The following is a 25,150-nucleotide window of genomic DNA, read 5'->3' as shown; positions in this document are numbered from 1 at the left end:
CCGGACAGAACAGCGGGAAGACAGCCCAGCAGGGCGTCAGTCAGTGGCAGAGCCACGACCACCGGGACCTGAGTATCAGCATCAATGTCAGTGGTCGGGTGCAGACTGGCCCGTATCCGCGACAACGGCGTCCTGGAGGTGTCGGCCATGCCCGACGTAGTACTGACCGTAGGTACCCGCAAGGGTCTGTTCATCGGCCGACGGCGCGACGGCCGGTGGGAGTTCGACGAACCCCGTTTCAACGCGCAGGCGATCTACTCGGTGGCCATCGACACGCGGCGCGCGACACCGCGGCTGCTCGTCGGCGGGGACAGTGCGCACTGGGGTCCGTCCGTCTTCCACTCCGACGACTTCGGCGCGACGTGGACCGAGCCCGCGAAGCCGGCCGTCAAGTTCCCCCAGGACACGGGCGCTTCGCTGGAGCGCGTCTGGCAGCTGCACCCCGCGCCCGCGCACTCCCCCGACGTCGTCTACGCCGGGACGGAACCCGCCGCCCTCTTCAGATCCGAGGACGGCGGGGAGTCGTTCGAGCTGGTCCGCCCGCTCTGGGAGCACCCCACCCGGTCCCAGTGGGTGCCCGGCGGTGGTGGCGAGGCCGTGCACACGATCGTCACCGACCGGCGCGACCCGGCGGCCGTGACGGTGGCGGTCTCGACGGCCGGGGTGTTCCGGTCCCGGGACGGCGGGGCGAGCTGGGCCCCCTCCAACCAGGGTGTGTCGGCGGTCTTCCTGCCCGATCCGGACCCGGAGTTCGGCCAGTGCGTGCACAAGATCGCGCAGGACGCCGGGGACCTGGACCGGCTCTATCTACAGAACCACTGGGGGGTGTACCGCAGTGACGACGCGGGCAGGAAGTGGACCGACATCGGCGGCGGTCTGCCCTCCGACTTCGGCTTCACGGTGGCCGCACACCCCCATCGGGCCGATGTGGCCTATGTGTTCCCCATCAACGCCGACGCGGACCGCGTGCCCGCCGGCCACCGTTGCCGGGTCTACCGTACGAGTGACGCCGGGGAGCACTGGGAACCGCTGAGCGCGGGGCTGCCCGAGGGCGACCACTACGGCACGGTACTGCGGGACGCGATGTGCACGGACGACGGAGACCCGGCGGGCGTCTACTTCGGCAACCGCAACGGCGAGGTGTACGCCAGCGCCGACGACGGAGACAGCTGGCGGCTCCTGGCCGGGCATCTGCCGGATGTGCTCTGCGTACGGGCGGCGGTGATCGGGTGAGAGAACACGGCACTGCGCCAGTAGAGTGACGGCCGTGGCAGCACGACCGTTGAATGAGATCGTCGAGCCGGGCTGGGCGCATGCGCTCGCGCCGGTGGCCGACAACATCGCCGCGATGGGCGACTTCCTGCGCCGGGAGATCGCCTCAGGGCGTACCTACCTGCCCGCCGGAGCGAACGTCCTGCGCGCCTTCCAGCAGCCCTTCGACGAGGTACGGGTCCTGATCGTCGGACAGGACCCGTACCCGACGCCGGGGCACGCGGTGGGGCTGAGCTTCTCGGTGGCGCCGGAGGTGAGTCCGCTGCCGCCGAGCCTGGAGAACATCTTCCGGGAGATGCACACCGATCTGGGGCTTCCGCGGCCCTCGAACGGTGACCTGACCCCGTGGACCCGCCAGGGGGTGCTGCTGCTCAACAGGGCGCTCACCACGGCGCCGAGGAAGCCCGGGGCGCACCGCGACAAGGGCTGGGAGGCGGTGACCGAGCAGGCGATCCGTGCGCTGGCCTCACGCGGCAAGCCGCTGGTGTCCGTGTTGTGGGGGCGTGACGCGCGCAACCTGCGTCCGCTACTCGGCAGCCTGCCGGCGATCGAGTCCTCGCACCCCTCTCCCATGTCCGCGGACCGCGGCTTCTTCGGATCGCGGCCGTTCAGCCGCACCAACGAACTGCTTCTGCGTCAGGGGGCGCAGGAGGTGGACTGGCGGCTGCCGTGACGGCCGGAGGAGAGGGCTGGGTCGTCGGGGTCGACTCGGGAGGGTCCGGGCTGCGGATCGCCCTGGCACGCGCCTCGGACGGGCGTGCCGTGGAGACCGTGGCCTCCCGTGAGCCGGTGCGGACGGGCCCGGGCGGGATCGAGGCGGCTCATCTGCTCGGGCAGCTGCTGCACGCCGTGGAGTCGCTGCGGGTCCGCGCGGGGGCCGGGCCCGTCGTCGCCCTCGCCGTCGGCGCCGCCGGTATGGCGACGCTCGGCGAGGAGCTGCGTGCGGTCCTGCCCGGCGCGTTGGAGCAGGCCCTCGGCGTACGACGCCTGGCGCTGGCGGCCGACGCCGTCACGGCGTACGCGGGGGCGCTCGGCCAGCGGCCCGGTGCCGTCGTCGCGGGCGGCACGGGCCTCATCGCCCTCGGTACGGATCTGACGACCTGGCGCCGTGCCGACGGCTGGGGTCATCTGCTGGGCGACTGCGGTGGCGGTGCCTGGATCGGCCGTGCCGGCCTGGAGGCCGCGATGCGCGCGTACGACGGCCGGCGCGGCGGTTCGGCCGGGCTGCTCGACCGCGCCGAGGCGCGGTTCGGCCCGGTGGCGGGTCTGCCGGGCGCGCTCTACCCCCGGACCGACCGGCCGGCCGTCCTCGCCTCGTTCGCACCCGACGTGGCCGGCCGCGCGTCCGACGGCGACCCGGTGGCGACAGGGATCCTGCGTCAGGCGGCCCGGCATGTCGCCGAGGCCGCCGCCGCCGTGTGCCCGGCCCCGGGTGCGTACGAAGTGGCTCTTACGGGTGGTCTGTTCAAGCTGGGCGAGCCTCTGCTCGTACCGCTGCGCGCCGAGCTGGCGGAGCAACTGCCGCACAGCCGACAGGTGTCGGCGGCCGGGGATCCGCTGTCCGGAGCGCTCGCCCTCGCAGCCGCGCTGGCGACGGACTCGCTACGGCTGCCGGTGGAGCCGAAGTTGTTTCATGTGACCATGTAAGCCGCGCTTCGGACAAAGAGGGGCAGATAACGCTCTGCTGCACCTCACCGCAGTGCTCGGCGGTCAAAACCAGTAGCATGCGGCGCCATGAGCTCCCCCACTGGGCCTGCTTCCGGCCTGCCTGTACGAATGCCGCGACCCCGCCAGCCAGGACGACACCGTCGCCCCGAACCCGTGGCGGCGCCCGAGGGCGCTCCCGCGCTGGTTCTCGCTGTTCCCGGTGTGCCGTCGGCCGCCATACGCTCGCTGGCCGAAGAGGTCGTGAGCATCGCCCGTTCCGAGCTGCCCGGCCTGGAGGCCGCTATCGGCTACCTGGACGGGGACGACGCCGAGTACCCCACCCTCGGAAGCGTGCTGGCGCGCACCGAGGCGCTGCGCACCGAGCGGTACGAGCTGGCCCTGGCCGCCGGCCGTGAGGCCAGCGCCCCTGAGGGTCCCGCCGCGGTCGCCGTTCCGCTGCTCGCCGGCCCGGACAGCGCGCTGATGCGCCGGATCCGGCAGGCCGTGATGGACAGCGGCAACGTTGCCGAGCTGACGGACGTCCTCGGTCCGCACCCGCTGCTCGCCGAGGCGCTCCACGTGCGCCTGTCGGAGGCCGGTCTGGCCCGCGCGGACCGCGCGCGGCTCTTCACGGTCGCCACGGCCGCCGACGGCATCGTCCTCGCGACGGTCGGCGGCGAGGAGGCCGTGCAGGCCGCCGGGATCACCGGCATGCTGCTGGCCGCGCGCCTGGCCGTGCCGGTCATGGCCGCCGCCCTCGACCAGGAGGGTTCGATCACCGCGATCGCCGAGCAGCTGCGCGGCTCCGGATCGGAGCAGCTGGCGCTGGCCCCGTACCTGATCGGTCCCGAGCTGGCCGACGGCCTGCTCGACGCGGCCGCCAGGGAGGCGGGCTGCGCCGCCGCCGAGCCGCTGGGCGCGTACCCGGCGATCGGCAAGCTGGTGCTGTCGCAGTACACGGCGGCGCTGGGCATCGCGCCGCAGCAGCCGCAGGGAGCCCAGGCTCACTGAGCGGACACGGCGAGGGGCCCGCACCGGACACGACCGGTGGCGGGCCCTTCGCCGTTTCGCCGTTTCCCCGATTCCCCGATTCGCATCGCCCTGTCGCCGTAGCCCGTGCCCTGGCGCCGGGATTCGGGGCGCCGGGGTCAGGGCAGACGCCGGAAGACCACGCAGGAGGCCGCCGGGGCGTCGACGGAGCCCGCGCGGTGCGGGATGCCGGACTCCGGGGCGAGGTCGAACCAGGTCACGTCGCCGGAGCGCTCGTTCGCCGCGTACAGCCGCCGACCGGAGGGGTCGAGGGCGAGGTCGCGCGGCCAGTGGCCGCCGCAGGACACGGTGGCGCGGAGTTCGGCCTTCTCTCCGCTCGGGTCGAGGGCGAGGACCGCGAGGGAGTCGCCACCGCGCACGGCGGCCCACAGGAAGCGGCCGTCGGGGGACGCGACGATCGCGGAGGGGTACTCCGGCCCCGTGGCTCCTCCGGCGACCACGGGGACCTCCCCGAGCGGCTCCAGGGTGCCCGTCGTGGGGTCCCAGCGGCAGACCGTCAGGGTGGGCTCCAGCTCGTTCAGTACGTAGGCGTGGGTCCCCGCGGGGTGGAATACGAGGTGACGCGGGCCCGTGCCGGGACGGAGCGGGGTCTCGCCGTGCGGCTTCGGCGCCCCCGAGACGGCGTCGAGGGCGTAGATCCGTACGGAGTCGGTGCCGAGGTCCACAGCGGCCACCCAGGGCCCTCCGGGGGCCGGAAGGACCTGGTGGGCGTGCGGGGCGCTCTGACGGTCGGCGACGGGCCCTGAGCCCTCGTGCAGGGCGACGGCGACGGGGTCGCCCAGGGACCCGTCGACCGAGACGGGCAGGGCGGTGACGCTGCCGGAGGTGTAGTTGGCGGTCAGGACATGACCCGCGACGACGGCGAGGTGGGTCGGTCCCGCGCCGCGCACGGCCACGGGAGCGCCGAGGGGCCGGGGCACGACGCCCGAGACGTCGAAGGCGGCCACGGCGCCCTCCTCGGCCTCGGAGACGGCGTAGAGGACCGGGCCCGCGAGGGCGAGGTAGGAGGGGTCGGGGAGGACGTCCGTCGCGCCGGTGACGGTGAGGGCGCCGGTGTCCGGGTCCACCTCGGCGGTGAGGATGCCGCGGCCCCCCGCGGATGTGAAGGAGCCGATGAAGGCCCGCCCCGGTCCACGCACGTCTGCCCCACTCATGGCGTCTCCCCTCGCTGCTGGGGGCGGTCGTCCGACGGCCCCGCGGTCGGGGCCGACGTTAGCAGGCGGTCTAGACCAACTTGGATCATGTCGCGACCCGACCGTCGCCGCGGGCGAAGGCGTTGGCACGGGCGGGCCGCACCGGACGAGACGGCGCCGGTGAACGTCCTGCCGCCGTCCAGCCCGCTCCCTCGGCCCGTACCGGACCCGCGCGCCCGCGGTGTCGTTCTCGACCACGCGGACATGCACGGCCCGGTCGCGGACCTGGTCCTGCCAGGTGACGCTTCGATGCGCGTCATGAGCGTGCTGGAGACCTCGCGTGAACGCGTGCGGCACTCGTACGACGGTACGAGTCCGCGACCGTCGCCGTCACGAACCTGCCTCTGGGGCCGCATCGCCGACCTCGACGAGACCGCGCCCCTGATCAACGCGGAGTACCACGCCGCGTACTTCACGAGGCTCCGGACCATGGCACAGGTCGCGGCGGCGGGCCGTGTCCCCGCCGCGACCTGACCACCGGGCCGAAGCCGCCTCCCGCGGCGGCCTCAGGCGGCCGGAACCAGCGGAGCGCCGGGAGACGTGCGGACGGGGGCCTTCAGGGCCACCAGGGCCTCTTCCAGGCCGTGGAGGTGGCCGAGGGCGGCCTCGGCGCCCGGGTGGTGGGTCGGTGCGCCCTGCGGCTCGACCGTAGCCCGGTGCGCAGGGGCGGCCGGGGGGACGAGCGCGTGCACGGCGGCCTCGACCCGCCAGGCCGCCGCGGCGAGCCGGGCGTCGTGCGAGGCGTCCGGGTCCGTGGCGACCGCCGCCAGGCCCCGGATCTCGCGGGCGCAGTCGTCGAGCAGCGCGAGCACGCGGCGGGCGCGCGCCTTGCGGGCCCGCAGCGGGCTCAGCGGGTGGACCAGGGGCGCCAGTGAGAGCCGGGCGCGGCCCAGCAGGACCTCCAGCTCGGCGGCGAGCGGGGCCGGGTCGGCCTCCGGGTCGCCGGCGAGCCGCCGTGCCGCCGCGGTGGTGCAGGTGTGGACGCAGGTCACGGCGCGCTCGATCCACGCGTTGGTGGCCGCGTGCGTGGTCACCGGCAGCAGCACCACGCCGAGGGCCGCGCCGAGGGCGCCCACCGCCGTCTCCTCGAAGCGCAGCACCAGGAGCCCCGGGTGCAGCACCCCGAGAAGCCCGTACAGAAGCCCCGCCATGACGGTCACGAAGAACATCATCCAGCTGTACGAGAGCGGGGCCGTGTAGAAGATCCCGAAGACGCAGACGGCGACCAGCGCCGCCGTCGGAGCGGGCGCGCCCGCCAGGGGGATCGCGATCAGGAATCCGGCGGCGATGCCGGTCACCGTTCCGACGACCCGGCGGAAGCCACGGACCAGCGTCTCGCCGCGGGAGGCGGTGTTGACGAAGATCCACCACGCGGTGCCGACCGCCCAGTACCAGCGCTCGTGCGAGATGAACTGACCCGCGGCGAGCGCGACCGCGCAGGCCACCGTCGTCTGGAACGCCTGCCGAGTCGTGGGCCGGTCGAGGCCGCGGCCCGGCAGTTGTGCGGGCGCGGCGGGCGGCGGCACGCGCCGCTCGATGCACCAGGCCACGAAGCGCACCGCCCCCGCCGCGGCGAGAGCCAGGGCCACCGCCCCGTACAGCTCCGGCAGCTGCGCGGGCAGCGCGTGCAGGAACTGGGTGACGAAGAACATCATGAACGCGAAGATGCCCAGCGCGTGTCCGCGGGGACCCCAGCGGCGCGCGTACACGCCCGCGAAGATCACGAGGAGCCAGGAGGTGTCACGCAGCAGCGGCGCGTTGTGCAGCGTGGTCGCGAGGGCCAGGACGGGGAAGCCGGCCGCGGGAAGCAGCGCCGTCGTCACAGCCTGGCGGCGGACGGTGGGGTCGGCGACGGTGAAGAGCGCGAGCAGGGCCGCGAGACCGCCGGTGATCGAGGCGGTGAGGGAGAGTCCGCAGAGTTCCGACGCGGCGACGGCGAGGACGATGGCGAGGACGGCACGCGAGGAGACGCGCAGCCGGACGCGGCCCGGATCGGGGGCCACGAACACGAGCCTGACCAGCCGACGACCGGTCGCCCGGAGGTCCTTCACGACGGTAGTTCCGCCCCCGCTGCCGTACACACACCCTCTTCGCGTCTTCTCGTGCCCCGGCCTGCTTGTGGCGGCCTCAGGACATGGGAAAGGCGCCGCGGTCCGGTCACCGGCCTCGTCGCCGGTCCGGCGCTCGCGCGGCGCCATGTCTTCACTGCTGTTCCCAGAGGAAAACACCTGGGCACCCACTGGCTCAACCGACGCATCCAAGACTGGTCCATTGGTACAGTCGAGGCAGGACTGGTACAGCCAGAAGGGAGCCAACGGACCATGGCGGTGGACGAGCTCGACACCCGGATCCTTCGCCTCCTGATCGAGCAGCCGCGCACCAGCGTGCGCGAGTACGCGCGGATCCTCGGAGTGGCCCGCGGAACGGTGCAGGCCAGGATCGACCGGCTGGAGCGGGACGGCGTGATCACGGCGACCGGTCCGGTCCTCTCCCCCGCGGCGCTCGGTCACCCCGTCCTCGCGTTCGTGCACATCGAGGTGACCCAGGGACATCTGGACGAGGTCGGCGACGCGCTCGCCGCCGTGCCGGAGATCGTCGAGGCGTTCTCGATCACCGGCGGCGGCGATCTCCTGACGCGAGTGGTGGCGCGGGACAACGGGCACCTGGAGGACGTGATCCAGCGGTTGATCCAGCTACCGGGCGTGGTCAGGACCCGTACGGAGATGGCGCTGCGCGAGCGCGTGCCGCACCGACTGCTGCCGCTCGTGGAGTCGGTGGGGCGGGCATCGGCCCGCAAGGGCTGACGTGGTGCTCAAGACGCGGCCCCGGGCGGTCAGGCGGAGTTCACCGCGCACGCGGCGCCGGGCGGCCGGACCCGTCGGCCAGGACACGCTGACACCCGGGTGCGCCCACCGCGGCTGATGGCGCCGGATGCCCGCACATGGGATCATTTGTATGAAGCGACAACACACATGCGCAGAACTCAGCAAAGAGGGCGAAATGTCCGCAATCAAGGAATCGATTGACATTTCCCGCCGCCCCGAGGAGGTCTTCTCCTACGTGACCGATCCCACCCATCTGCCCGACTGGCAGGAGAGCGCCGTCTCGGTCCGGCCACTGGGCGACATACCGCTCCGCGTCGGCTCGAAGGTCGCCGTGACCCGGCGCATGGGACGGCACGAGATGGTCTCGACGATGCAGGTCATCGACATGGATCCGCCCAGAAGTTGGCACCTCCACGGCATCGACGGCCCCGTGCGTGGTGACGTCCAGGGCAGGATCGAGCCGATCGACGACGGCACCCACTCCCGGCTGACGATCTCCCTCGACTTCGAGGGGTACGGGAAGGGCAAGATGCTCGTCCCGCTCGTCGTCCGCCCGCACACGCGCAAGGAGCTGCCCCGGAACGAGCAGAACCTGAAGGGCATCCTGGAGGCGGGAGCCGCCCGTTGACCCCGCCCGCCGCCCGTTGACCCCGCCCGCCATCCGACCCCGCCCGCCGCCCCGGGGCGCGGTCGGATGGAGGGCGCGCAGGCGCATGGACGGTTCCCATTCGTTCGGCGGTGAGGGCCGGAGCAGCCTCCGGCCTCCCCGGCTCTCCCCCGGAACGATCACCCACACACCATCACTGACCTGCGGAAACGATCAACCATCGTTCGTTCGGAGGAGCGCCGGGACATCGGCGAAGGAGTCGAGGACATGGTCCGGCGCACCCGACGCCGCCCGGTGGGTCTCGGGCAGGTACTTTCCGGTCTTCACCAGGGCCCCGGTGATCCCGCAGTGCTGGGCGGCCAGGACGTCCGACTCGATGTCGTCGCCCACCATCAGGGTGGCGGCGGCCTCGGTGCCGACGCGCGCGAGGGCGGCCTCGAAGAACGCCGGCGACGGCTTTCCGGTGATCGCCGCCTCGACCCCGGCGGCCCGTTCGAGTCCGAGGAGGAAGGCCCCGGTGTCCAGATCGAGGCCGTCGGCGGTACGCCAGTACAGGTTGCGGTGCATGGCCACCAGCCGTGCACCGTCCCGTACATGACGGAACGCGCGGTTGAGGGTGGCGTAGCCGAACTCCTCGCCGGCCCCGCCCAGCACGACCACGTCGGGCCGCTCGCCCTCTTCGACGAGCGTCAGGCCGGCCAGGTCGTCCCGTACGTCCCCGGTGTTGATCAGCAGGCATCGCGCATCGGGGTGGTGCTCCCGCAGATGGGCGGCGGTGGCGGCGGGCGCCGTCAGGATGTCGTCGGCGGCCACGGGAAAGCCCTCGCCGGCCAGTGTGGCGGCGAGGGAGGCGCGGGTGCGGGAGGTCGTGTTCGTGACCAGCGCGAGCGGAACTCCGCTCTCCCGCAGTCGCTCCATGGCCGCCACGGCGCCCGGCAGCGGCTTCCAGGAGACGGTGAGCACACCGTCGATGTCGATCAGGACCGCTTCGATACGGGGCACGGGGAGGAACCTCCACACATGCAGTCCCCGGTAGTCCGTCTCCGCACTCGGACGTCTCGGTCGTCGCCGAAAGGCCTGAGTTCCGGGAGGATCTGCCGGGGGCCTGGCCAGAGCCAGCGAGTGGGTCACGCGGGTCGGCGAACGTCTTCACCGACGAGTGCGGCTCGCTCTGGTTTTCTGGTGTATTAGGGATTTTCCTCCTTATTTCGCCGTCGTCAAGACCCCCAGACCTCGAACTCGTAGATCCGTGCGGCGGGGTCGCTCGTCTGTGTGGGCCGGGCGATCTGCAGGCGCACGTAGCGTGCCGTGGCGCTCACCGCGTGCGTCGTCGTGGCCGCCGTGTTGCCGGTGACGGTCGCGACGGTCGCCCAGGGGTCCGCGGTGGAGCCGCGGACATGGAGGGTGAAGTCCCGGCTGTTCCAGGACGCGCTCTCCCCGCCCGCCTCCGCGTGCTTCACCGTGAGCCGGTCGATGCTCCGGGCCGCCCCGAGGTCGACCTCCAGCCACTTGGCCGAAATCGTGGTGCACCACTTGTCGGCCGTGCCCCCGGAGACGGAGCCGTTGACCGCCTTGGCCGGCGCCTCGTTCGTGTTGCACTGGCCGGAGGCGGTCGCCGGACGGCCGAGGGCGAGGTTGGACTCGGCGCCCGGGAACCAGCTGACGGTGGTGGTGGCGGCGGGCGAGCGGCCGTACTCGGTGGAGACGGCCTCGACCTCCAGCGTCGTCGACGTCTCCGTACCGGCGCGGTCGAGCCGGGGGACGAAGAGCGCGTCGTTGGGGGTGGCGCCGAGGAAGGTACGGGTGGAGTCGGCGTTCCGCCGGTAGACCTCGTAGTGGTGGACGGAGCCGGAGGCCGAGGGAGTCCAGGCGAGCCGCAGGGACCTGGCTCCCGCGCCGACGTCGCTGGCACCGAGGACGGTCACCCCGGTCGGGGCGGCGGCGGTGTCCACGGCCCCGTCCTGGACGGCGAGTTGGCCGACCCGGATGTCGTACGTGGGGGCGGAGCCCGCGGCCTGCAGACCGATCTGGGCGATGGTCCGGCCGGCGAAGGCGGACAGGTCGAGGGTCTTGCGCTCCCAGCCGGTGGTGGTGGTCGAGCCGAGGTCGAGGGTGGTGAAGATGGTCGGAGCATCGGTGAAGGCGATCGCGGCCTTCAGGCGGGTGGGCCCCGCGGCCGGGGTCTTCAGGACCACCGACAGTCTCGTGCCTGCGGCGACCGGCAGCCTGCTCTGGTAGAGCCGGACGGTGTTCACGGCGTCGAGCGTGCCCGTCAGACGCAGCGAGGAGCCGCCCTCGTAGGCGTCGGCGAAGTCGATGGAGGGGGTCAGTCTGGAGCCGCCGGAGGTGACGAGCCAGCGGTAGGTGGGCGGTACGTCCTGGAGGGAGAGGTTGTTCCAGCCGGCCGACGACACCCGTACTCCGCCGGAGTGGAAGAAGTCGCCCTGACCGGCACCGAAGGAGGTGACGAAGGGTTTGGCGGTGACGGGCGACGACTCGGGGACGTAGTGGGCGAGCCCCTTCCACGCCGAGGTCGTCGTGGTGTTCGACGGGTCGCCGTTGGCGCCGTCCCAGTAGCGGGCCTCGCGGGCCTGTGAGTCGGCACGGCCGGTGGAGGAGGTGAAGGTCCACTCGGGCCGGTAGATGCCGAGCGAGGTGACGTGCGGCCGGCCGGCGGGGAAGACCGATCCCCACGGGACGGAGGTGTTGTGTCCGTTCGCCTCGGTGTCGATTCCGGAGTACAGCTCGTACTCGCTGCGGCCGAGGCTCCGGGCGAGGGTACGGGAGGAGTTCAGCCCGGAGGCGCTCCAGCCGAAGTCGAGGAACATCGAGTCGGAGGTCCGCTGCGAACCCTCTTGCAGGAACGCGTCGTTGGCGGAGGTCAGCGAGTCCTGCCAGGTCACCGCACCGGACTCGGTCATCGCGTCGTACCACATGAACTCGACGGGCCCGAGGGAGCGGGCGTACCGCATCTCGTTCCGCAGCTCGGTGGCGAGGGCCGCGTCGCCGCCCGCCGTCTCCTGGTTGACGAACCAGCCGTCGAAGCCGTAGTACTGCGCCACTTGGGCGAGCTTGTCGGCGACCGGATAGGTGGAGCCGGACTTCCGGGCGAAGTCGCGCACCCACTGGATCTGGCCGCCGTAGGCGATCGGCGGGAAGAAGACGGTGCCGTAGACCTTGACACCGTTGCGGTGCGCGGCGTCGATCACGGTCGCGTTGGGGGCGAGGATCAGGCCCTCGCCGGCCGAACCGCCCCAGAAGACCAGCTTGTCGATGTACTGCCAGTGGCCGAAGGCGTAGTAGTGCGGGTTCGTGGAGCCCTGTGAGGGGTTGTCCGAGGTGGGACCGAAGGAGACGAGCGCGGCGATCTTCCCCTCGCCCGCCCGGGCGTTGGGGTTGGCCTTGAGCGCCGGGTCGGAGACTCGGGGCCGCAGCGGGACGCGGGAGCGGTTGAACCTCGCGTCGGGGTCGGTGGCCGGATCCCAGTTCAGGAGGGTGTCGGGGTGCCAGTACGAGGCGTAGGGCTGGTCGCCGGCGGCGGGGGCTGGGGCGGGGGCGGCGGCGCGCGCCTCGGAGGTATGGGGGGTGAGGCCGAGCAGGGCGGCGAAGAGCGCCGCGACCGTCAGCAGGGGGAGGTGTCGTCTCATCCGATACTCCGGTCCAGCGGGAGGGGTGGGGGTGCTGGGCGTACGGGAGGTACGGCGGTACGAGCGGGCGGCGGTGCGAGCGTGAGCCTGCGCGGTGTGACGAGCGTGCGGCGGTGCGAGCGGGCGCGACGTGAGCGTGCCCTTGGGCATGGGGCGGGCGCCGGTACGTGCGGTGGGCGGGCGGGCCGCGGTCTCGCCCGGGAGGCTAAACGGCTTTAGTCGGCCGGGTCAAGGGCGGGCGGCGCCGTGGACTCGCGGACCGTGAGCCGCGGTGTGGGGTTCTTGATGTCCCGCGCCGCGGCCGGGTCGTCGACGACGGCGAGAAGCGCCCGGGCCACCTGCTCGCCGAGGGCGAAGGTGTCCCGGGAGAGCGCCGTGAGCGAGGGGTGGACGATCCGGGTGAGGGCGGAGTCGTCGAAGGAGACGACGGACAGTTCGCCGGGGACGGCCACACCCATCTCCGTGGCGACGCCGAGCCCGGCCACGGCCATCACGTCGCTGTCGTAGATGATCGCCGTCGGCCGCTGCGGCCGGGCGAGCAGGGCGCGGGTCGCCGCCGCGCCCTCGGCGTCGCTGAAGTCGGTCGGCAGCGAGACGGCCTCGGCGAGGCCGAGGCGCCGGGCGCTGTCCCGCACGGCCCGGATCCGGCGCTGGGTGTGCTGGAAGGCCGGGAGTCCGGCGAGGTGCGCGATACGGCGGTGGCCGAGGGCGGCGAGGTAGTCGACGATCGAGATCATCGCCTCGCGGTCGTCGGCCCAGACGCTGGGCAGGCTGCCGTGCCGGCCGGGTCCGCCGAGCACGGTCGTGGGCACGCCGAGCTCTTCCAAGACGGGGATGCGCGGGTCGCGGACCTGGAGGTCGACGAGGACGAAACCGTCCACCCGGTGCTCGGAGGTCCAGCGCCGGTAGACCTCGATCTCGGCCGCCGTGTCCTCGACGACCAGCAGGTTCAGGGCCGTACCGCGCGCGGAGAGCCCGGCCTGAAGTCCGCTGAGGAGATGACTGAAGAAGGGTTCGAGACCGATGGTCCGCGCGGGGCGGGCCAGGACGAGGCCGACCGCACCCGCCCGGGCGCCGCCCAGGGCGCGCGCGGCGCTGTGGGGGCGCCAGTTCATCTCCTCCGCGACCCGCAGGATGCGCTCGCGGGTCGCGTCACTCACCCCCGGCCGGCCGTTGAGCGCGAAGGAAACGGCCCCCTTGGACACCCCGGCCCGGCGGGCGATGTCGGCGATCGTCGGTCTGGCCACGGGCGACCCTTCCCTCTCGCGCACTGTCTTGACAGCGGAGTGTAGCGGGAGCATAGTCCCCCATCGCTAGACCGGTTTAGTAGCTCTGTCTCGTCCGCCAGAACAGACCGGGAGACCTCTCACATGCGAACAAGCAGCCACTGGATACGGCTGGCCGTGGCCGCGGTCGCCGCGGTGACCCTCGCCGGCTGCGGCCTCGGCGATCCGAACGGAGCGGGCGGCGACGCCTCCGCCGGAGGCTCCGGCGGGGGCGAGGTGACGGGCCGGGTCTCGCTCCAGACCTGGGCCCTGAAGCCCAAGTTCACCGCGTTCATGGAGGGCGTGATCGACGCCTTCGAGAAGCAGCACCCGGGCGTCGAGGTGGAGTGGCTCGACCAGCCGGGCGACGGCTACTCCGAGAAGGTGCTCAGCCAGGCGGCGGGCGGCACGCTGCCCGACGTGGTCAACCTGCCGCCGGACTTCGCACTGCCGCTGGTGAAGCAGAACATGCTGCTCGACGTGGCGGGCGCCGACCCGAAGCTGGACGCCGACTACGTCGAGGGCGGCACCGCCGCGTACCGGTTCGCGGGCCACGACGGTACGTACGGCTATCCCTGGTACCTCAACACCGACGTCAACTACTGGAACTCCGAGCTGCTCACCCGCTACGGCCTCGACCCGAAGAAGCCGCCGGCCACCCTGGACGAGCTGATCACTGCGGCCAGGACCGTCAAGGAGAAGTCCGGCGGCGAGGTCTATCTCATGAGCCGCAAGCCAGGGCTGATGGACTTCGCCAACGCCGGGGTGAAGCTCACGTCCGACGACGGCAGGACCTTCACCTTCAACACCCCCGAGGCCGCCGCGCTCCTGGACACCTATCGCGCCGCGTTCAAGGAGGGTCTGCTGCCCAAGGACGTGCTGACGGAGACGTACGCGGGCAACACGAAGCTCTTCTCCTCCGGCACGGCCGCCTGGACGACGGCGGGCGGCAACTACATCACCTCGCTGGCCACCGACAACCCGAGCCTCGCGCCCAAGGTGGTCTCCTCCCCCGCCATGGGCACCCCGCCGCTCTACGTCCAGGGCCTGTCGATCTCCAGGGCGACGAAGAACCGGGCCACCGCGCTCGCTCTCGCCCGCTGGGTCACCAACGCCGAGAACCAGGCCGCGTTCGCCCACCTCACCAGCATCTTCCCTTCCACCAAGGCCTCGGCCTCGGACTCCTTCTTCAGCGGGAGCGACGGGACGAACGCCGGGAACGCCAAGGTCACGGCGTTCACGTCACTGGCGACGGCGAAGATGCTGGAGCCCGTCCAGGCCAACGACGCGATCAAGACGGTCGTCAACCAGCAGATCGCCCTCGCCCTCAACGGCCAGGCCGGCTCCAGGGAGGCGCTGGACACGGCCGTGGAGCGCGCCGACCAGCTGCTGGGGGACTGAGCACCGGCACGCACCGACCACCGGCCGCGAGCGGCGCCGCCCTCCCGACCCGGACTCCCCGGACTGCCCGGACTCCCCGGAAGGCACCTCCATGACACACCGGCGCTGGTTCACCCCATGGCTGCTCGCCGGACCGGCCGTCGTCTGGCTCGCCGTCTTCAACCTGTGGCCGGCGGTGAACACCGTGATCCTGTCGTTCACCAACGCCAAACCGCTGGGCGGCGGCCGCTTCACGGGCCTCGCCAACTACGAACGGGCCCTGAACGACGACCAGTTGACCGACGCCCTGATCAACAGCATCGTCTACCTGCTCATCTGTCTGCCCCTGCTGACCCTGCTGCCGCTGCTGCTCGCCCTGCTGGTGGAGAGGAAGCTGCCGGGCATCACCTTCTTCCGCACCGCCTTCTACACACCGGTGGTCGCCTCCGCCGTCGTGGTCGCCCTGATCTGGGGCTGGCTCCTGGACGACCGCGGCCTGCTGAACGGCATGCTCGGCCGTCTCGGGCTCACGGACCGTCCGGTCGACTTCCTCACCGACCGCTGGCTGCTGCTGTTCAGCGCCATCGGCCTGACCGTGTGGAAGGGCCTCGGGTACTACATGGTCATCTATCTCTCCGCGCTCGGGAACGTGGGCCGCGAGCTGCACGAGGCCGCCGCCGTCGACGGAGCGTCCGCCGTGCGCCGCTTCTGGCACGTCACCCTGCCCGGCGTACGGACGACGATGATGCTGGTCTCCGTCCTGATCTCGGTCTCCGCGCTGCGCGTCTTCTCCGAGCTGTACGTCCTCTCCCACGGCACCGGCGGCCCGGGCGGCCGCGACATGTCGGTGGTCATGCTCATCCAGATGTACAGCCGCGGCTTCACCGGGCACATCGGCTACGCCTCCGCCCTGAGCCTGCTGCTCTTCGTGATCACCATCGGCCCGATGCTGCTCCTCGCCCGGCTGAACCGGAAGGCGGCCTGACCATGCCCGTACGAGCGTCACGGGGTTTCGGGACCCCCGGCCCGGCCGCGCAGGCGGCCCGGTACACGCTGCTCGCCGTCGTCCTGCTGCTGACGACCGGGCCGTTCCTGTGGCAGCTGTCCACCTCCCTCAAGGGCCCCGGCGAGGACGTCTACTCCCGAACGCCGGACTTCCTGCCGCGCGACCCGACGTTCTCCAACTACGCGCAGGTCGCCGACACCGTCCCGGTGTGGACGTACGCGCTCAACTCGCTGACCGTGGCGGCGATCGCGGTGGCCGGGAACGTGGTCGGGGCCACCCTCGCGGGCTTCGCCCTCTCCCGGTTGCGGTTCCGCGGCGCACGGCTCGCGCTCGGCCTCTTCGTCGCCACGCTGGTCCTGCCGGGGGAGGTCACGATCGTCTCCCAGTACGTGACGGTCCGCAGCATGGGCCTGACCGACACCCTGCTCGGAGTGGCGCTGCCCGGTGCCGTCGCCATGCTCAACGTGCTGCTGATGTACACGGCGTTCCGGGCGGTTCCGCCCGAACTCGACGCCGCCGCGCTCGTCGACGGGGCGAACGTGTGGCAGCGGCTGGTCCATGTGGGGCTGCCGAACGTACGGGGCATGCTGAGCGTGGTCGTGATCTTCACCTTCATCGGCGCCTGGGACGACTTCCTGTGGCCGCTGATCGTGCTCAACGACCCCGAGCGGTACACCCTCACCGTGGGGCTGCAGTACCTCGACGGCACGTTCACGGCCAACCCGCGGCTGATCGCGGCCGGAACCATGATCGCCTTCCTGCCGATCGTGGCCGTCTTCGCCGCGCTCCAGCGGTTCTTCTTCAGGGGCGTCGAGGAAGGCGCCATCAAGGGATGACCTACGCAGAGGACGTGACGCGGAGAATGACCCCGCTGCCCGCCACCCCGCGCTTCGGCGTCAACTACACGCCGAGCCAGGGCTGGTTCCACCACTGGCTGGACTTCGATCTCGACGCGGTCCGCGCCGATCTGGACTCGATCGCCGCCCTCGGCCTGGACCACGTCAGGGTCTTCCCGCTGTGGCCCGTCTTCCAGCCGAACCGCACCCTGATCCGCCCGCGCGCCGTCGCCCAGCTGGTCGCACTGGTGGACGCCGCGGCCGAACGGGGTCTGGACGTGGCCGTCGACGGGCTGCAGGGTCATCTGTCCAGCTTCGACTTCCGGCCCTCCTGGACGCTCACCTGGCACCGGCGCAACCTCTTCACCGATCCGGACGTTCTCGACGGCCAGGCCGCCTATCTGCGCGCCCTCGCCTCGGCCCTCGCGGACCGCCCCAACTTCCTGGGCATGACGCTCGGTAACGAGATCAACCAGTTCTCCGGCGATCCGCACCCCGATCCGGACCGGATCACCCCGGGCGAGGCGGAGAGCTGGCTGCGACGCATGCTCGCGGTATGCGAGCGGGCGGCGCCCGGACGGATACACCTCCACGCGGAGTACGACGCCGCCTGGTACCTGGACGAGCATCCCTTCACACCCGCCCAGGCGGCCCGGATCGGCGCGGTGACCGCCGTCCACTCCTGGGTCTTCAACGGCACCGCCCAACGCTACGGCGCCGACTCCGTCGCGACCGGGCAGCACGCCGCGTATCTGATCGAGCTGTCGAAGGCCTGGGCCGAGGATCCGGGGAGGCCGGTGTGGCTCCAGGAGGTGGGGGCTCCCACTCCGCACATCGCGCCCGACCGGGCGGCCGCCTTCACCCGTACGACCGTGGCGGCGGCGCTCGACTGTCCGGACCTCTGGGGCATCACCTGGTGGTGTTCGCACGACGTCGACCGCTCGCTCGCCGACTTCCCCGAACTGGAGTACAGCCTCGGCCTGTTGACCGGCGGCGGTGCGGTGAAGCCCGCCGGGCGGGCACTCGCCGACGCCGTGGCGGAGTTCCGCGGCCTCGCGCACCGGCCGCGCGCGAGGACCACCGCCCTCGTCCTCGATCTCCCGGACGAGGCGGAGCGTTCGGCCTGCGCGCCGGGCGGGGCGTTCTTCGAGGCGTTCATGCGGCTCGCCGCGGACGGCGCGCGGCCGACCGTCGTACTGGCGTCCCGGGCGTCGGACCGCGATCATCTCACCGCACGCGGGATCACCGAGACGGTCACCGTCGACGACGTCGACAGGCCCTGACGACCGCCCTCTCTTACGTGATGGAGCGACTGGCATGCATGACGACCGCACCCTGATCGAGTCCCGTCTCAAGCGCGTCCTGGAGGAGCGCATCCGGCCGGCGGTCCATCCGGAGTCCGTACCCCTGGAGGTCGGGATCTGGACGGCGCCGGACGAGCCGGTGCCGGTGGCGGAGGGGATCGCCGCGCCCCGTACTCCGATCGCGGCGGGCGAGGCCTGGGGCGCCCCCTGGGGTACGAGCTGGCTCACGGTCTCCGGGCGGGTTCCGGATGCCTGGGCGGGGCGGACGGTGGAGGCCCTGATCGACCTCGGTTTCGACGCGAACATGCCCGGCTTCCAGTGCGAGGGGCTGGTCTACCTGCCGGACGGCTCACCGGTGAAGGGCCTCAGTCCGCGCAACCAGTGGGTGCGGATCGCCGCCCCGGCGGTCGGGGGCGAGGAGGTGCTGCTCCATGTGGAGGCCGCGTCCAATCCGGTGATCCTGGACTACCACCCCTTTCTGCCGACCGAGCTGGGCGAGAAGGAGACGGCGGGCGACACACCGCAGTACCGGCTGGCGCGGATGGACCTGGCGGTCTTCGACGAGACCGTGTGGCAGCTGGTGATCGATCTGGAGGTGCTCGGCGAGCTGATGGCGGAGCTGCCGGTGGACGGCGCGCGCCGCTGGGACATCCTGCGGGCCGTGGAGAGCGCGCTGGACGCGGTCGACCTCCAGGACGTCAACGGTACGGCCGCGGAGGCCCGCTCACGCCTCGCCGGGGCGCTCGCCTCGCCGGCCGAGCCGTCGGCGCACCGGATCAGCGCGGTCGGCCATGCCCACATCGACTCGGCCTGGCTGTGGCCACTGCGCGAGACGGTCCGCAAGGTGGCCAGGACGACGGCGAACATGACGGCGCTCCTGGAGGACGAGCCGGACTTCGTCTACACGATGTCGCAGGCCCAGCAGTACGCGTGGATCAAGGAGCACCGTCCGGAGGTCTACGCGCGGGTGAAGAAGGCGGTCTCCGAGGGCCGGTTCGTGCCGGCGGGCGGCATGTGGGTGGAGTCCGACACGAACATGCCGGGCTCGGAGGCGATGGCTCGTCAGTTCGTGTACGGCAAGCGGTTCTTCCTGGAGGAGTTCGGCGTCGAGAACGAGGAGGCGTGGCTGCCGGACACGTTCGGATTCGCGGGCGGGCTGCCGCAGATCATCAAGGCGGCCGGGTCGAGGTGGCTGCTGACGCAGAAGATCTCCTGGAGCCAGGTCAACTCGTTCCCGCACCACACGTTCTGGTGGGAGGGCATCGACGGGACGCGGATCTTCACGCACTTCCCGCCGATCGACACGTACAACTGCTCGATGCGGGGCAAGGAGATCGCCCACGCGGTCCGCAACTTCAAGGACAAGGGCCGGGCCCGGCACTCCATCGCTCCGACCGGCTGGGGCGACGGGGGCGGCGGCACGACCCGGGAGATGGTCGCGAAGGCGGCCCGGCTGCGGGACCTGGAGGGTTCGGCCCGGGTGCGATGGGAGCGGCCCGCGGAGTTCTTCGCGAAGGCGGAGGCGGAGTATCCGCACGCGCCCGTCTGGGTGGGCGAGTTGTATCTGGAGCTGCACCGGGCCACGCTGACGAGTCAGTCGCGGACCAAGCAGGGCAACCGGGCGAGCGAGAACCTGCTGCGCGAGGCGGAGCTGTGGGCGGCCACGGCCGCCGTGCGGTCCGGATTCCCCTATCCGCACGACGAGTTGGACCGGGTCTGGAAGACGGTGCTGCTGCACCAGTTCCACGACATCCTGCCGGGCTCCTCGATCGCATGGGTGCACCGCGAGGCCGAGCGGACGTACGCGGCGGTCGCCGAGGAGCTGAACGGCATCATCGGCCGGGCGCAGCAGGTGCTCGCCGGTGACCCGGTGGCGGGCGGCGAGACGGTCTTCAACGCGGCCCCGCACGAGCGCGCGGAGGTCCCGGCGGGCGGGGCGAGGGCCGTCACGGGGCCGGTGTCCGGCTGCACCGCGCGGGAGCGGGCCGGGGGCGGGTTCGTCCTCGACAACGGGCTGCTGCGGGTGACGGTGGACGGGCGCGGCCTGGTGATCTCGGTACTCGATCTGGTGGCCGGGCGGGAGACGCTCGCCCCGGGGGCCGCGGGCAACCTGCTCCAGATCCATCCCGACTTCCCGAACATGTGGGACGCCTGGGACGTCGACCAGTTCTACCGCAACACCGTCACGGACCTGACCGGCGCGGACGAGGTGACGCTCGCCGACGCGAGCCCCGGTTCCGTCTCCGTTCGGGTGACGCGGACGTTCGGGGCCTCGCGCGCCGTGCAGACGCTGACGCTCGCGGCGGGCGCGGGGCGGCTCGATCTGGAGACCGAGGTCGACTGGCACGAGACGGAGAAGTTCCTCAAGGTGGCCTTCCCGCTCGACCTCCACACCGACCGGTACGCGGCGGAGACCCAGTTCGGCCATCTGTACCGGCCCACGCACACCAACACCAGTTGGGAGGCGGCCAGGTTCGAGGCGTGCAATCACCGCTTCGTGCACTTCGAGGAGCCCGGCTGGGGCGTCGCCGTGGTGACGGCGTCGACGTACGGGCACGACGTGACCCGTACCGTACGGCCCGAGGACGGCGGCACCACGACGACCGTACGGATGTCCCTGCTGCGTGCCCCGCGCTTCCCCGATCCGCACACCGACCAGGGGGTGCACCGGTTCCGCCACGCGCTGGTGCCGGGCGCCTCGGTCGGGGACGCGGTCCGCGAGGGATACCGGATCAACCTGCCGGAGCGCCGGGTCCCGGGGGGCGCGGAGGTGGCTCCGCTGGTCGTCCTGGACGAGGACGCCGTCGTGGTGAGCGCCGTGAAGCTGGCCGACGACCGGGGCGGTGATGTGGTGGTCCGGCTCTACGAGTCCCGGGGCGGTCGGGCTCGGGCGCGCCTGACCACCGACTTCGCCTGGGACGGGGCGGCGGTGTGCGACCTGCTGGAGCGGCCGCTCGCCGACGTACCGCCCGGCACGGCGCGTGCGGAGGACGGCGCCGTGGAGCTGGCCCTGCGCCCGTTCGAGCTGGTCACGCTCCGCTTCAGGGGGGTCGGCCAGCGCGGGTGAAGGGCGTCTATGCGGAAGTCGTGCACGTGACACCGGCCCGCGCCCGCCAGGTGCGGATGATCGGTGGCCAGCTCGGGGTGGCGGTGCTCCAGCTCGTCCGGGTCCGTGCGCGGCCAGAGCCATAGGGCGACGACGGCCGCGAGGAGGGCGAGGAGGCCCAGCGCGACAGCGGCGGCCGCGAGGCCGGCGCGCGCGGCCGTCCACCCGGCCAGGGGGTAGGCGAGCAGCCAGCAGCCGTGGGCGAGGGAGAACCGGGCGGCGAAGGCTGCGGGCAGGTCCGCGCTGCCCGCCGAGCGCCGCAGCAGCCGCCCGCCTGGGGTCAGGACGGCGGAGGTGGCGGCGCCGAGGACGAGCCAGGCCGCGAGCAGGGCGGGCCAGGCCCAGGGACCGGGGCCCGCCAGGAGGCCGGCCGGGAGGAGGGCCAGGACCCCGGCCGTCACGAAGGCCGCGGGGAGCATCAGGGCCCGGTCACCGGTCCGGTCCAGGACGCGTGGCAGCACCAGGGCCGCGGCCATCGAGCCCGCTCCGTACGCGGCGAGGGCGAGCGTGACATCGCCGACGGGACGGCCGAGGACCTCGCGGACCAGGACGACGGTGTTGACGAGGACCATCGCGCCGCCCGCTGCGACGACGAGATCGAGCGCGAGGAGGGCGCGCAGGCGCGGGGTCGCCAGGACGAGCCGGATGCCGAAGGCGGCCCTGGCGTACGCGCCGCCGGTCCGCTCGGCCGGCGCGGGGGTGGGCAGGAGGACGGAGGCGACGAGGGCGGCGGAGGCGAGGAAGCCCGCCGCGGTGCCGGTGAAGAGCAGGCCGGACGGGACGAGGACGAGCAGGGCCGCGGCGAGTGCCGGGCTGAACAGGTTCTCCAGGTCGTAGGCGAGACGGGAGAGCGAGAGGGCCCGGGTGTAGTCGCGCTCGTCGGGCAGGATGTCGGGGATCGTCGCCTGGAAGGTCGGGGTGAAGGCGGCGGAGGCGGCCTGGAGCAGCAGGATCAGGACGTACACCTGCCAGACCTCGGTGACGAAGGGCAGGGCGAGGGCGGCGGCGGCACGCGTGAGGTCCATGGCGACGAGCAGCGCGCGCCGGGGTATCCGGTCGGCGAACGCGCTGACCAGTGGGGCGATTCCGACATAGGCGACCATCTTGATCGCGAGCGCCGTCCCGAGGACGGCGGAGGCGTCGGCGCCCGCGAGGTCGTACGCGAGGAGACTCAGCGCGACGGTCGCGAGGCCCGTGCCGGCGAGGGCGACGACCTGGGCGGTGAAGAGGCGACGGTAGGTGCGGTGACGCAACACGGACAGCATGAGGCCCGCCCTCGTTCGGCTCCGGGGGTCGTCACCACGGTAGCGGACATGTGCATAGTTGCGCACATGTCATCTGCGGAGGGATCGGTTCAGTCGTGCCAGGGCTCGCCGGTCACCTGGTGGTCCGCATGGTTGATCGCCTCGACGACGAGACGCCGCAGATGGCCGTCCGGGAGCGTGTACACCACCCGGCGGCCGTCCTTGCGGTGCTGGACGAGCCCGCCCAGCCGCAGCTTCGCCAGGTGCTGGCTCACTGCCGGCCGGGCCGCGCCACACGCCTCCGCGAGGGCGGTGACGTCCGACTCGGCGCGCGACAGCAGCCACACCAGGTGCAGCCGGGTCGGGTCCGCGAGGAGCGCGAACACCCCGGCCGCGGCGGCGAGCTCAGGAGCGCCGGGCGTGCGCTGATGCACGACGCTCGCAGGTGAGGATCCCTCGCGTTCAGCCATGGGGCCATCGTAGGCACGGCCACGGGAACGGAAACCGCCCCGGCGCGATGTGTGCGCCGGGGCGGGTCCCGTGAAGGCTGTCGGAGCTCTGTCAGAGCTTGTGCATGCCCTTGTAGGGGCTGAGGACTCGGACCTGGGTGGCCCCGAAGTCGACGAGCAGCGCACCCGTCGGCTCCGTGCCGATGATCTTCCCGAGGCCGTGGCGATCGTGGGAGACGCGGTCATCGACGGCGAACTCCTTGATCACGGGATCGACGGGAGCCGCGAAGGGGCTGGTGGACAGGTGGCGCCGGGGCGCGGATCGGTTCGTCATCGTCCAGCCAGTATGCCCTTCGGGAGCCCGGGGGCACAGACGCGAACGGCGCCGGGATCCCCGGGCGGCGATCACCGGCGCCCGCGCTCCGACGGGCGGTGGCGTCAACGACCGGACAGCGCATCGGTGTTGACCGGTCCGCGGGGGCTGTGGACCTGGCAGGCCCTTCTCGGCACGCCGTGATCCCGTCGTGCGCACCGCTGCCACCCGACGATCAGCGTGCTGTCAGCGCAGCCGCACACCGTGTGACGTGTCGGTCGAGCACGAGGAGCGACGATGACCTGCGCCAATCGGGCCGAAGGCCTGGTCGGGAGGTACGGGGGCCACGGCCGCCCCGGACGGTGTGGGCCTCCTGCCCGGCCCGTTCGGACCGAGCAGGCCCACCACCTCGCCGGCCCTGACCTCCGGGCCGCGCCACCGCAGGTCAGAGGGGCTGGAGCCGGGAGCGCAGGAGGCAGAACTCGTTGCCCTCGGGGTCGGCCAGGACGTGCCAGCTCTCGGCGCCGCTCTGGCCGACGTCGGCGGGCCTGGCGCCGAGAGCGAGCAGCCGTTCCAGCTCGGCGTCCTGATCGCGGTCGGTGGCGTTGACGTCGAAGTGCAGTCGGAGCTTCCCCGTCCGCGGGGCGGTGCTCGGGCTGAGGACGAGGGTGGGCCCCGACCCGCCGGAGGCGGAGGCGGAGGCGGAGGCGGAGGCGGAGGCGGAGGCGGGAGGCCCGATCTCGATGCTCCCGTCGTCCTCCCGGCCGCGTTCGACGTAGCCGAGCACCGAACTCCAGAACGCGGCGAGACGATCCGGGTCTGCGCAGTCGATGACGAGTTCGGTGATGCGGCAAGCCATGCGCTTCAGTGTACGGAGAGGGCGGCCGTCCCGGGCCGGACGGCAGCGACTCCCTCCGCAGACCGTCCGGGCGCTCGCCCGACGGGCGTTCGGCACCGGCCGCTTCGAGGTCGGTGCCGACCCCGGCGTACCGTCGCGCCCCCGTCTCTCGCCCCCTCGCCCCGGCCGGGTGGACCGTGGCCCGGATCGACGTGTCGCGCGGTGGATCACCGACGTACGGTGTGAGCCGGGGAGTTCGTGACGCGGAGGGACGGAAGAGGGAGCGATGGTTCCGGGGACGGTGCAGCAGCTGACGATCCTGTTGGTCCTGGTGCTGCCCGGGGTCTTCTACCAGGCCGTACGGGAGCATCTGCGCGGGGCCGTGGCCGCGGAGCAGGAGCCGCAGAACCGGATCGTGCGGGCCATCGCGGCCGGGGCGCTGCTCGACGCCGTGTACGCGGTGGCCGCGGGCCCATGGCTGGTGCGGCTGCTCACGGAGGACGGCCGGGGGCCGGTCGCCGGGATGCTCGCGCGCCCCCGGGAGACGGGTCTGGCAGCGCTGCTTCTGGTGGTGGCGGTGCCGTCGGGGATCGCCTGGGCGGAGGCGGTCCGGGACCGGCGACGGCGGCGGGCGCGGTACGAGCCGACCCCGACGGCCTGGGACGCGCTCTTCCGCGACCGCGGGTCCTGTTTCGTCCGGGCCAGGCTCAAGAACGGTCTGTGGGTCGGCGGTTGGCTGGGATCCGGGTCGGCGGTCTCGGCCTATCCGCAGCCGGGTGACCTCTATCTCCAGTCCCAGTACCGGATGGCGCCCGACGGCACGTTCCTCGGGAAGGTCCCCGACACCGGCGGGGTCTATCTGCGGGCCGCCGACATCGACGTACTGGAAGTGCTGCTGCCGCCGTCGGCACCGCCGGTCGTGCCGGAGCAGCAGACTGCGCCGGTCGTGCCGGAGCAGGAGTCTCGGGAGCACGTGGAAGGAGCGGGAGATGACGCGACATCACCGACCGTCGGATGAGCAGGAGTTGGAGGACGTGATCGCCGAGTTCTCGGAGCGCCGGACGTACCGGCCGTCCGACGAGGCGCCGGAGCCCGACGACGTGCCGCAGGCACCGTCGGGCACGGCGATGGGCGACGGGGCGACGGCGCCGGACTGAGCCGCGTCGCC

Annotated in this window: 22 protein-coding genes and 1 pseudogene; 14 read left to right on the top strand and 9 right to left on the bottom strand. The window is 72.4% G+C overall.

Going from position 1 to position 25,150, the window contains the following annotated elements; all coding sequences use genetic code 11:
• Positions 1 to 90: 90 nt before the first annotated feature.
• From ACFUJR_RS25820 to ACFUJR_RS25805, 4 genes are all read left to right on the top strand, one after another.
• Positions 91 to 1,233 (top strand): WD40/YVTN/BNR-like repeat-containing protein, encoded by a 1,143-nt coding sequence (locus ACFUJR_RS25820; protein ID WP_383181238.1) that lies wholly within the window; start codon positions 91 to 93, stop codon positions 1,231 to 1,233.
• Between the two features lie 34 nt (positions 1,234 to 1,267).
• A complete protein-coding gene (locus tag ACFUJR_RS25815; protein ID WP_383181235.1) occupies positions 1,268 to 1,945 on the top strand; it encodes a uracil-DNA glycosylase in 678 nt (225 codons plus the stop codon).
• Complete coding sequence (locus tag ACFUJR_RS25810) at positions 1,942 to 2,919, top strand: N-acetylglucosamine kinase (RefSeq protein ID WP_383181232.1); 978 nt, start codon at positions 1,942 to 1,944, stop codon at positions 2,917 to 2,919. The genes ACFUJR_RS25815 and ACFUJR_RS25810 overlap by 4 nt, the downstream gene beginning before the upstream one ends.
• Before the next feature lie 87 nt (positions 2,920 to 3,006).
• Complete coding sequence (locus tag ACFUJR_RS25805) at positions 3,007 to 3,930, top strand: sirohydrochlorin chelatase (RefSeq protein ID WP_383181228.1); 924 nt, start codon at positions 3,007 to 3,009, stop codon at positions 3,928 to 3,930.
• A gap of 137 nt (positions 3,931 to 4,067) precedes the next feature.
• On the opposite strand, the gene ACFUJR_RS25800 is transcribed toward ACFUJR_RS25805, so the two are convergent.
• Entirely contained in the window at positions 4,068 to 5,123 is a 1,056-nt protein-coding gene (locus ACFUJR_RS25800; RefSeq protein WP_383167195.1) for a lactonase family protein, read from the bottom strand.
• An 87-nt stretch (positions 5,124 to 5,210) separates the two neighbouring features.
• On the opposite strand from ACFUJR_RS25800, the gene ACFUJR_RS25795 reads away from it, so the two are divergent.
• Entirely contained in the window at positions 5,211 to 5,636 is a 426-nt protein-coding gene (locus ACFUJR_RS25795; RefSeq protein ID WP_383167192.1) for a hypothetical protein, read from the top strand.
• A gap of 32 nt (positions 5,637 to 5,668) precedes the next feature.
• Here ACFUJR_RS25795 and ACFUJR_RS25790 read toward each other — a convergent pair whose 3' ends face one another.
• Positions 5,669 to 7,171 carry an FUSC family protein gene (locus tag ACFUJR_RS25790; protein WP_383167201.1) on the bottom strand — a complete coding sequence of 501 codons (1,503 nt, stop codon included), beginning with the start codon at positions 7,169 to 7,171 and terminating at the stop codon, positions 5,669 to 5,671.
• 312 nt (positions 7,172 to 7,483) lie between these two features.
• On the opposite strand from ACFUJR_RS25790, the gene ACFUJR_RS25785 reads away from it, so the two are divergent.
• Positions 7,484 to 7,966: an Lrp/AsnC family transcriptional regulator gene (locus ACFUJR_RS25785; protein ID WP_383167190.1), complete on the top strand. Its 483-nt coding sequence runs from the start codon at positions 7,484 to 7,486 to the stop codon at positions 7,964 to 7,966.
• A gap of 196 nt (positions 7,967 to 8,162) precedes the next feature.
• Complete coding sequence (locus tag ACFUJR_RS25780) at positions 8,163 to 8,615, top strand: SRPBCC family protein (protein ID WP_383167187.1); 453 nt, start codon at positions 8,163 to 8,165, stop codon at positions 8,613 to 8,615.
• 192 nt (positions 8,616 to 8,807) lie between these two features.
• Here ACFUJR_RS25780 and ACFUJR_RS25775 read toward each other — a convergent pair whose 3' ends face one another.
• The 3 genes from ACFUJR_RS25775 to ACFUJR_RS25765 form a co-directional block, all read right to left on the bottom strand.
• Positions 8,808 to 9,596, bottom strand: a complete 789-nt coding sequence (locus tag ACFUJR_RS25775) for a TIGR01458 family HAD-type hydrolase (RefSeq protein ID WP_383167184.1) — start codon at positions 9,594 to 9,596, stop codon at positions 8,808 to 8,810.
• A 215-nt stretch (positions 9,597 to 9,811) separates the two neighbouring features.
• Positions 9,812 to 12,241: a discoidin domain-containing protein gene (locus ACFUJR_RS25770; protein ID WP_383167181.1), complete on the bottom strand. Its 2,430-nt coding sequence runs from the start codon at positions 12,239 to 12,241 to the stop codon at positions 9,812 to 9,814.
• Positions 12,242 to 12,456: 215 nt separating this feature from the next.
• Positions 12,457 to 13,488, bottom strand: a complete 1,032-nt coding sequence (locus ACFUJR_RS25765) for a LacI family DNA-binding transcriptional regulator (protein ID WP_383167178.1) — start codon at positions 13,486 to 13,488, stop codon at positions 12,457 to 12,459.
• 123 nt (positions 13,489 to 13,611) lie between these two features.
• On the opposite strand from ACFUJR_RS25765, the gene ACFUJR_RS25760 reads away from it, so the two are divergent.
• From ACFUJR_RS25760 to ACFUJR_RS25740, 5 genes are all read left to right on the top strand, one after another.
• The gene (locus ACFUJR_RS25760) at positions 13,612 to 14,907 is read left to right on the top strand and encodes an ABC transporter substrate-binding protein (RefSeq protein WP_383167175.1); all 1,296 of its coding nucleotides are present in this window, start codon (positions 13,612 to 13,614) and stop codon (positions 14,905 to 14,907) included.
• Positions 14,908 to 14,998: 91 nt separating this feature from the next.
• Positions 14,999 to 15,871, top strand: coding sequence for a carbohydrate ABC transporter permease (locus ACFUJR_RS25755; protein ID WP_383167172.1), 873 nt, complete (start codon positions 14,999 to 15,001; stop codon positions 15,869 to 15,871).
• A 2-nt stretch (positions 15,872 to 15,873) separates the two neighbouring features.
• Positions 15,874 to 16,728 carry a carbohydrate ABC transporter permease gene (locus tag ACFUJR_RS25750; protein WP_383167169.1) on the top strand — a complete coding sequence of 285 codons (855 nt, stop codon included), beginning with the start codon at positions 15,874 to 15,876 and terminating at the stop codon, positions 16,726 to 16,728.
• Positions 16,725 to 18,011: a glycosyl hydrolase gene (locus ACFUJR_RS25745; protein WP_383167166.1), complete on the top strand. Its 1,287-nt coding sequence runs from the start codon at positions 16,725 to 16,727 to the stop codon at positions 18,009 to 18,011. Before ACFUJR_RS25750 ends, ACFUJR_RS25745 begins: the two co-directional genes overlap by 4 nt.
• Positions 18,012 to 18,045: 34 nt before the next feature.
• The gene (locus tag ACFUJR_RS25740; protein WP_383167163.1) at positions 18,046 to 21,099 is read left to right on the top strand and encodes an alpha-mannosidase; all 3,054 of its coding nucleotides are present in this window, start codon (positions 18,046 to 18,048) and stop codon (positions 21,097 to 21,099) included.
• On the opposite strand, the pseudogene ACFUJR_RS25735 reads toward ACFUJR_RS25740, so the two are convergent.
• From ACFUJR_RS25735 to ACFUJR_RS25720, 4 genes and pseudogenes are all read right to left on the bottom strand, one after another.
• Positions 21,084 to 22,403: pseudogene (locus ACFUJR_RS25735) on the bottom strand (MFS transporter); the annotation flags it as partial. The gene ACFUJR_RS25740 and the pseudogene ACFUJR_RS25735 sit on opposite strands and share 16 nt — an antisense overlap.
• Positions 22,404 to 22,492: 89 nt before the next feature.
• Positions 22,493 to 22,852, bottom strand: a complete 360-nt coding sequence (locus ACFUJR_RS25730) for a metalloregulator ArsR/SmtB family transcription factor (RefSeq protein ID WP_352187616.1) — start codon at positions 22,850 to 22,852, stop codon at positions 22,493 to 22,495.
• Between the two features lie 91 nt (positions 22,853 to 22,943).
• A complete protein-coding gene (locus tag ACFUJR_RS25725) occupies positions 22,944 to 23,165 on the bottom strand; it encodes a hypothetical protein (protein ID WP_383167159.1) in 222 nt (73 codons plus the stop codon).
• A 424-nt stretch (positions 23,166 to 23,589) separates the two neighbouring features.
• Positions 23,590 to 24,003 (bottom strand): VOC family protein, encoded by a 414-nt coding sequence (locus ACFUJR_RS25720; protein ID WP_383167156.1) that lies wholly within the window; start codon positions 24,001 to 24,003, stop codon positions 23,590 to 23,592.
• A 265-nt stretch (positions 24,004 to 24,268) separates the two neighbouring features.
• Between ACFUJR_RS25720 and ACFUJR_RS25715 the strand changes: the two genes are divergently transcribed.
• Both ACFUJR_RS25715 and ACFUJR_RS25710 read left to right on the top strand, forming a co-directional pair.
• Positions 24,269 to 25,000 (top strand): DUF6338 family protein, encoded by a 732-nt coding sequence (locus ACFUJR_RS25715; RefSeq protein ID WP_383167153.1) that lies wholly within the window; start codon positions 24,269 to 24,271, stop codon positions 24,998 to 25,000.
• On the top strand, positions 24,972 to 25,139 hold the full coding sequence (locus ACFUJR_RS25710) for a hypothetical protein (protein WP_383167150.1): 168 nt from the start codon (positions 24,972 to 24,974) through the stop codon (positions 25,137 to 25,139). Before ACFUJR_RS25715 ends, ACFUJR_RS25710 begins: the two co-directional genes overlap by 29 nt.
• Positions 25,140 to 25,150 lie beyond the last annotated feature (11 nt).

Origin of the sequence: Streptomyces sp. NPDC057271 (genome assembly GCF_042668715.1) — a bacterium.
Taxonomy (GTDB): domain Bacteria; phylum Actinomycetota; class Actinomycetes; order Streptomycetales; family Streptomycetaceae; genus Streptomyces.
Note: the sequence above shows the minus strand (reverse complement) of the source record. Positions and strands in the feature narration are given on the sequence as shown.